A 7,028-nucleotide genomic window follows, 5' to 3' on the forward strand; every position below is an offset into this window, starting at 1 on the left:
ACGCTCTTCCGATCTCATCTCGCCGGTCGCGGCAATCACGGTCAGCTTCTCTGGGCGCTTCTCATGCTGCAATCCTGGTTGCAGGACGGGGCCGCACGCCAGCCCCACGGCAAAGGCCTCGTCATCGGACACCCCGAACTCGAGAAGCTTCGGCGCACCCGTGCCGACAAGCTCCATCGCCTCGAGGACGACCGCCCCCTCGACACAGCCGCCCGAGACCGACCCCTCCATCTCGCCCTCGCCCGAGACGACCATCTGCGCGCCCACGGCCCGCGGGGCCGAGCCCCAGGTCTCCACCACCGTGGCCAGCACCGCGCCCTTGCCCGAGCGGTGCCAGTCCAGCGCCAGCTCCGGCATCCGTTCCAGGTTGTCCGTCATGCCCGTTCCTCCCGCCGCGCAGTCTATCCCGCGCCTGTCCGCAGTTTCCATACTTCTCCGTTTCCCAAATATCCTGGGGGGAGTCCCGAAGGGACGGGGGGCAAAGCCCCCCCGAATTTTCGCATGAAAATTCGCACCCGCCGCGCGCAAGCGCTGCGCGCCAAGGCACGCCAAGTCCCGCCACACCACGACCCGGCCGCCCCCGGGGTCACCCCTCCGCCATCATCCGCATCAGCCGCGCCTTCTCGCCCGCGTCGCCCGGCTGCGACAGCGCCGCGGCAAGCCCCTCCAGCGCCGCGATGTTGTGGCCCGCGCGGAACGTGTCCACATGGGGCAGCATGGCCCGGATGCCCGCCGCCTTCGGCGCGAAGCCCTCCCAGCGCAAAAGCGGGTTCACCCAGATCACCCGCCGCGCCGAGAGATGCAGCCGCTCCATCGCGGCGGCCAGCCGCGCGGGCTCGTCGCGGTCCAGCCCGTCGGTGATCAGGAGCACCACCGCGCCCTGCCCCAGCACCCGCCGCGACCAGTCGCGGTTGAACGCCTCGAGGCAGGCGCCGATCCGCGTGCCCCCCTCCCAATCCTGCGCCTCTGCCCCCGCGGCCTTCAGCGCCGCGTCCACGTCGCGCTGCGCGAGATGCCGGGTGATGTTGGTCAGCCGCGTGCCGAAGGTGAAGGCATGCACCCTTGCCCAACCCGCGCCCTTCTCGTTGGCCACCGCATGCAGGAAATGCAGCACCGCACGGCTGTAGGACGACATCGAGCCGGAAATGTCGCACAGCGCCACCAGCGCGGGCCAGCGTGTGCGCGGGGCCTTGCGCGCGATCGCGGCGATCTCGCCGCCGCGCTTCATCGACTGGCGCATCGTGCGCCGCCAGTCGGGCCGCGCGCCATGGCTGTCCGGCACGCTGCGGCGGCTCTTCAGCGGCGGCACGGCAAGGCTCAGCCGGGCGATCACGCGCTTTGCCTCGGCCATTTCGGCCAGCGACATCTGTTCGAAATCCAGCGTCTTCAGACGCTCCTCGCGGCTCATGGTCAGCGTCGCGTCGATCTCGATCTCGGTGCCCGGCGGCGCGCCCTCGGGCATCTCGGGAACATCCCGCGCCACGCCGTGCAGCAAGGCCTCGGCCGCGCGCTTTTCGGCCGCGCGCGCCTGCCGCTCCTCGGCGAGGCCACGGACCTGCGGCGTCAGAAGCGACATCATGTGCTCGAGATAGCGCGGATCGCGCCAGTAGAGCCGGAACAGCTGGTCGAACACCGCCCGATGCTCGGGGCGCGAGACGAAACAGGCCATCAGCGCGTGGTAGAAATCGGCCCGCGCGGTGAAACCCGCTGCCTCCACCGCCCGGATCGCATCGGCGACCCGTCCCGGCCCCGCGGGCAACCCGGCCACCCGCAGCGCGCGGGCGAAATGGGTGATGTTGGTCACCAGCTGCGGATCGTCCGGCAGCGCGAAGGGGGCATGGTGGGGGGCATGGTGGGGGGCATGGTCGGCCATGCCCCGACAGGACCGCGGCACGCGACCGCCGTCAAGCCCGCCGTCAAGCCATCCGGTAGCTACGCCTCAATACTGAAGCTCGGTGATGATCAGCTGCGCCGGGTTGTTGGACGAGCGCGAATAGCTTCCGGTCCAGACGTCGTATTGCCCGGACATCGGGTTGTTGAAGATGATCGCCGAGTTATACCCGCGGTAATCGTCGTTGAAACGCCACGACCCGTCCGGCGCGTTCACCAGCAGCACCGTGTCCACGTTCGACCGCGCCTCGAGCGCGAAGACCAGCCGCCCCGTGGGCGAGGAGCCGTTGTAGAACAGGCGGAAATCCGGCCGTGTCACGACATAGCCCGACCCGCCGTTCAGACAGCGCGCCAGGTCGACCGTTCCCCCCGCCGTCAGGTTGCGGACATAGGGATCGGGCATGAAGCCCGCGTTCAGGCTGTGAGAGCCGAAGACCGTGGGATTGTTCCAAGACGGACAGGCCTGCGCCTGCGCGCCCCCTGCCCCTGCCCCCACCAGGAAGAGTGCCGCGCCCAGCGCCGCCATGACGGATTTCAAACTTTTGACCATGATGTGTCCCCTTGGTTGGATTGCACGCCAACGGGTCAAGTAGACGCCCGCCCATGCGCTCCTGTCAAAGGAAACCTTGTCCCGGCACGGCCCGGCGGGATGCGATATGGCGGGGCGCGGCGGGGCGTCTGCCCTAGACCGGGGCCTCGTCGGCCAGGGCGTCGAGCAGGCGCTTCGCCTCGGAGCCCTGCAATTTCTGGATGTCGTCCTGGTATTTCAGGATCGCCCCCAGCGTGTCGGCGATCACCTCGGGCGACAGCTCGATCACGTCGAGCGCCAGCAGGCACTTGGCCCAGTCGATCGTCTCGGCCACGCCGGGGCGCTTGAACAGATCCTCGGTCCTCAGCCGCTGCACGAAGGCCACGACCGCGCGGCTCAAGGCGTCGGAGGCCTCGGGCACCCGCGCCTTAAGGATCGCCAGTTCACGCTCGAGATCGGGGTAATCGACCCAGTGATACAGGCAGCGCCGCTTGAGCGCGTCATGCACCTCGCGGGTGCGGTTCGAGGTCAGGATCACGATCGGCGGCTCGGGGGCGGCGATGGTGCCCAGTTCGGGGATCGTCACCTGGTAATCGCTCAGCGCCTCGAGCAGGAAGGCCTCGAAGGGCTCGTCGGTGCGGTCGATCTCGTCGATCAGCAGAACCGGCGCGCCGGCCGCATCGGGGCGCATCGCCTGCAACAGCGGCCGCTCGATCAGGTAATCCCCCGAGAACAACTCGCTGCGCAGGATCTCGCGGTCGGCCGCGCCCTCGGCCTCGGCGGCGCGAATGGCGATCATCTGCGCGGCGAAGTTCCATTCGTAGACCGCACTCGCGGCATCGAGCCCCTCGTAGCATTGCAGGCGGATCAGCCGCCGCCCCGTCGCCGCGGCGATGGCCTTGGCGATCTCGGTCTTGCCGGTCCCGGCCTCCCCCTCGAGGAACAGCGGCCGCCCCAGCTGCAGCGACAGGAAGACCACCGTCGCCAGGGCCCGCCCACAGACATAGCCCTGTTCCCCCAGCGCCGTCTGCACCGCGTCGATCGAGCCCATTTCCATGATGCTGCCGTCCTCCCGTCTCCTGGCCCCCATGAACCCCGTCGATGCGGGGCGCGTCAATCCCCGGACGGGCGGTCCGTCACCAGACCGTTTCCATGTCCTGCGCCAATCCCCCTTGAAACGCCCGCCCGTTTGCGCAGCTTTGCCACAATGTGCGGGCATCTCCGGCACTCTCGATACCGGCCCAGACCCGAAGGCGGACCAGATGACAGCCCATACCGCGGATGCGGCGAAGATGCAGCGCAGGGGCGCCTCCGGCCTGGACGAGGTCGCATGGGTCGCCCGGCTCGACGAGATCGGCCGCGGCCACGGGTTCTGCACCCGGATCGGCACCGATCACCTCGCCCTCTTCGTGCAGGAGGGCGATACGCTCGTCGTCACCTTCGACAGCGCCGCGCGCGTCTTCGCCGAGGAACAGGACGGCCTTCCGCCGGGCTTCGAGGCGGTGCGCCGACACGAGTGGTCGCTGCTGTCGATCCTGTCGCTGGGCGACCCCTGGTTCCGCTCGGCCGATCTTGCGGGGCTTTTCGACAGGCTCGGTGATGAGGGGTTCTTCGACAGTTTCGAGACCGTGATCTTTCTCGGCTTCGGCGCCGCCAACGGCCACGCGGCCTGCGTCTTTTCCGCGGCTGCCCCCGGTTCCTCGGTTCTGGCCAGCGCGCCGGTCGCCACCCTCGACCCAGCGCGCGCGGGCTTCGACCGCCGCTTTCCGGCCGGTCGCAGGCTGCCCTTCGGTCGCTACGGCGATGCGCCTTCGCTGCTTGCCTCTGCCCGCGCGGCGGTGATCCTGCACGACCCGACCGATCCCGTCACGGGTGCCCATGCCGCCCAGTTCCGCGGGCCGGGCGTGACGCTTGCGCCGCTGCGCTTCGCCGGCCCGGCGCCGCACCGGCTGATCGCGGCAGGCGGGCTGCTGGTGCCGATCCTGCGCGCGCTCGCGCAAGGGCGGCTGACCCGCGCCGGGCTGGCGCGGATGATCCGCCCGGTCCGCCGGGCCGATGCAGCCTATCTCTGGCGTCTCGCGCGGATCGCGCGGGCGCAAGGCAAACCCGCGCGCGCCCGGCTGGTCGCCGAGTATGCCGCCGATGTCACCGGCGAGGCCCGCTTTGTCGAGCTGGCCGCCCGGCTCTCGCACGGTCCCGCGTGAGGGCGGCGCGCCTCACAACCCGCCGGCCTGCCGGATGAAGGCCACCACTTCCGCCACGCCGCGCCCGCTGCGCAGGCTCGCCATGACAAAGGGCCGGCCCTGCCGCGCGGCGGTGGCATCGGCCTCGAGCTGGGCCGCGTCGACGCCGACATGGGGCGCGAGATCGACCTTGTTCACGACCAGGAAATCCGAGCGCGTGACGCCGGGCCCCTTCTTGCGCGGAATATCCTGTCCCGCGGCCGTGTCGATCACGTAAAGCGTGAGGTCGGCCAGCTCAGGCGAGAAGGTCGCGGCGAGGTTGTCGCCCCCCGACTCGATGAAGATCACGTCCAGATCGGGGATGCGCGCCCGGAACTCGGCCACGGCGGCCAGGTTGATCGAGGCATCCTCGCGGATCGCCGTATGCGGGCAGCCCCCCGTCTCGACGCCGCGGATGCGCTCGGCGGGCAGAGCCTGCGCGCGCAGCAGGAACTCGGCGTCCTCGCTGGTGTAGATGTCATTGGTGATGACCGCGACGGAATACGCCCCGGACATCGCGCGACAGAGCTTTTCCGTCAGCGTCGTCTTGCCCGCGCCCACCGGCCCGCCGATCCCCACCCGCAAGGGGCCGTTGCGACTGCTCATCCTTTCGTCTCCTTCACCTTCGCTCGGGGGAACGGTCCATCGCCGCGCCCCGGTCTTGTCCCTTGGCAATGCGGATCCGGGGGCGCAGGCCATCGGACGAAGCGCCACCGAATTTTCGCATGAAAATTCGCACCCAAACCGAATTTTCGTACGAAAATTCACACACCGGATCGAATTTTCATTCGAAAATTCGGGCGCACCCCTTTGGCCCACGCGCCTATGTCCGGAAGATCCGAACCTCCAGCCCCTCATGCTCCATCGCCGCCAGCTCGGCACCGAACACCGCCGACCCGATTCCGTCCAGCCCCGCCGCGCAGACCTCGGCCGTCACCTCTTCGATCACCCCGTGCAGCGCGGCCAGCACCGCCTGCCCCTCGGCCTGGCCCAGCGGCACGAAACGCACCGCCGCCGAGACCAGAACCCCGGCAAAAGCCTGCAGGTAGAGCGCCGCGACCGTCGCGTCGGGCAGCGTCAGCCCCCGCGTGGCCAGCCCCAGCGCCACCGGGTAGGGCCGGGCCACGCCGTCCCCGACACCGAGCCCTGCCAGCGTCTCGGACAGGGCACGGCCCTGCGCCTCGGTCTCTTCCAGCCGTTCGCGCGCGCCCGCCAAGGCACGGGCCGTGTCGGCCAGCGCGTCGATCGGGGCCTCGCCCCGCCGTGCGGCGAGCATCACGATGGCATCCACCCGCCCCGCCCCCGCCGAGAGCACAGCCGCCACCCAGTCGCGCAGCCCGGCCGCGTCCCGCACCCGGCCCGAGACGATCTCGGCCTCGAGCCCGTGGGAATAGGCGTAGGAGGACACCGGGAAACCCGGTGACAGCCATTGCGACAGTTTCAGAAGATCCGCCTGGCTCATTTTGCTAATGCGCGTGCCCGTGCCCATGCCCGTGCCCGTGGTCGTGAGCAGCCCCGTGGTCATGTCCATGCGTGCGCCCGTGCCCGTAGGCCCCGCCCTCGGGGGTGAAGGGCGCGGTCACCGGCTCCACCCCGGCACCGAGCCGCGTCAGCATGTCGGCCAGCACGTGATCCTCGCGGATCAACAGGTGATCGCCCGCCACCTGGCAGGGCGTGTGGCGGTTGCCGATATGCCAGGCCAGCCGGACAAGGTCGCCCGTCACCCGCAGGAGCGGCTCGGGGGCCGCGGCGATCTCGATCATCCGCCCGTCCGCGGTTTCCAGCGCGTCGCCCGCATCGAGCGACACCGTCTCGGGCAGGTCCACCAGCACGCTCCCGCCCGAGGCGAGCGCCAGCCGCTTGCGCCGCAGGAACCGCCCCTCGTAATCCAGCACCAGCCGATCTGCGGTCGGCCCCTGCCAATGCCCCGCCCGGTGATGCCGCCCCGCGGTGATGTCGTCGCTCATGGTGCCTTGGTCCTCAGCCGGAAAACAGGTCGCGGAACACGATACGGGGGATGTCGGCATGCGCAATGCCCATCTGGACCAGAGCGGCCTCCGGCAAGGCATCGAGCCGCGCCGCAAAGGCCAGCCTGCGCCCCCGCAGGTCGCCGCGACCGACGATCAGGCCCGTCTCGCAGCACCAGGCATCGAAGTGCGCGCCCAGGCGCGGGGAGTGGTTGTGGTTGGCCGGTCTCATCATCGCGGGACCCCTGTTCTGTCGCTGCTCGGGGGTGGGTCCTCCCATGACGATAATCCTGCCATGCCTCGGCCATCGCCCCTAGCGGGGTCGCGGCGCCCGTGATGCGCGGATCGGTGTCTGCCTATTTCGCGGGCGCGCCCGCCGTCCCAGCGGGCGGCGCGGGAAGCGGTGGCGGCGCCGTGCCG

General features: G+C 70.1%; 9 protein-coding genes. 1 reads left to right on the plus strand and 8 read right to left on the minus strand.

The window, feature by feature from the left end; translation table 11 throughout:
- From QQK83_RS18365 to QQK83_RS18380, 4 genes are all read right to left on the minus strand, one after another.
- A partial coding sequence (locus tag QQK83_RS18365; protein WP_284266775.1) for an XdhC family protein occupies positions 1–378 on the minus strand: 378 nt, incomplete at its 3' end.
- 208 nt (positions 379–586) lie between these two features.
- On the minus strand, positions 587–1,873 hold the full coding sequence (locus tag QQK83_RS18370; RefSeq protein ID WP_284266778.1) for a vWA domain-containing protein: 1,287 nt from the start codon (positions 1,871–1,873) through the stop codon (positions 587–589).
- Between the two features lie 66 nt (positions 1,874–1,939).
- Positions 1,940–2,440 (minus strand): peptidase S1, encoded by a 501-nt coding sequence (locus QQK83_RS18375; RefSeq protein WP_284266780.1) that lies wholly within the window; start codon positions 2,438–2,440, stop codon positions 1,940–1,942.
- A 133-nt stretch (positions 2,441–2,573) separates the two neighbouring features.
- Positions 2,574–3,476, minus strand: coding sequence for an AAA family ATPase (locus QQK83_RS18380; RefSeq protein WP_284266782.1), 903 nt, complete (start codon positions 3,474–3,476; stop codon positions 2,574–2,576).
- Positions 3,477–3,681: 205 nt separating this feature from the next.
- Between QQK83_RS18380 and QQK83_RS18385 the strand changes: the two genes are divergently transcribed.
- The gene (locus QQK83_RS18385) at positions 3,682–4,623 is read left to right on the plus strand and encodes a phosphoadenosine phosphosulfate reductase (RefSeq protein ID WP_284266784.1); all 942 of its coding nucleotides are present in this window, start codon (positions 3,682–3,684) and stop codon (positions 4,621–4,623) included.
- 12 nt (positions 4,624–4,635) lie between these two features.
- Here QQK83_RS18385 and ureG read toward each other — a convergent pair whose 3' ends face one another.
- From ureG to QQK83_RS18405, 4 genes are all read right to left on the minus strand, one after another.
- Entirely contained in the window at positions 4,636–5,247 is a 612-nt protein-coding gene (gene ureG / locus QQK83_RS18390; protein WP_284266786.1) for an urease accessory protein UreG, read from the minus strand.
- Positions 5,248–5,464: 217 nt separating this feature from the next.
- The gene (locus QQK83_RS18395) at positions 5,465–6,103 is read right to left on the minus strand and encodes an urease accessory protein UreF (protein WP_349816247.1); all 639 of its coding nucleotides are present in this window, start codon (positions 6,101–6,103) and stop codon (positions 5,465–5,467) included.
- A gap of 4 nt (positions 6,104–6,107) precedes the next feature.
- Positions 6,108–6,608, minus strand: a complete 501-nt coding sequence (gene ureE, locus QQK83_RS18400; RefSeq protein WP_284266791.1) for an urease accessory protein UreE — start codon at positions 6,606–6,608, stop codon at positions 6,108–6,110.
- 13 nt (positions 6,609–6,621) lie between these two features.
- Positions 6,622–6,843 (minus strand): hypothetical protein, encoded by a 222-nt coding sequence (locus QQK83_RS18405; RefSeq protein ID WP_284266793.1) that lies wholly within the window; start codon positions 6,841–6,843, stop codon positions 6,622–6,624.
- Between the last annotated feature and the right edge of the window lie 185 nt (positions 6,844–7,028).

It is taken from the genome of Roseicyclus amphidinii, from assembly GCF_030163755.1.
In the GTDB taxonomy this organism is placed as follows: Bacteria; Pseudomonadota; Alphaproteobacteria; order Rhodobacterales; family Rhodobacteraceae; genus Roseicyclus; species Roseicyclus amphidinii.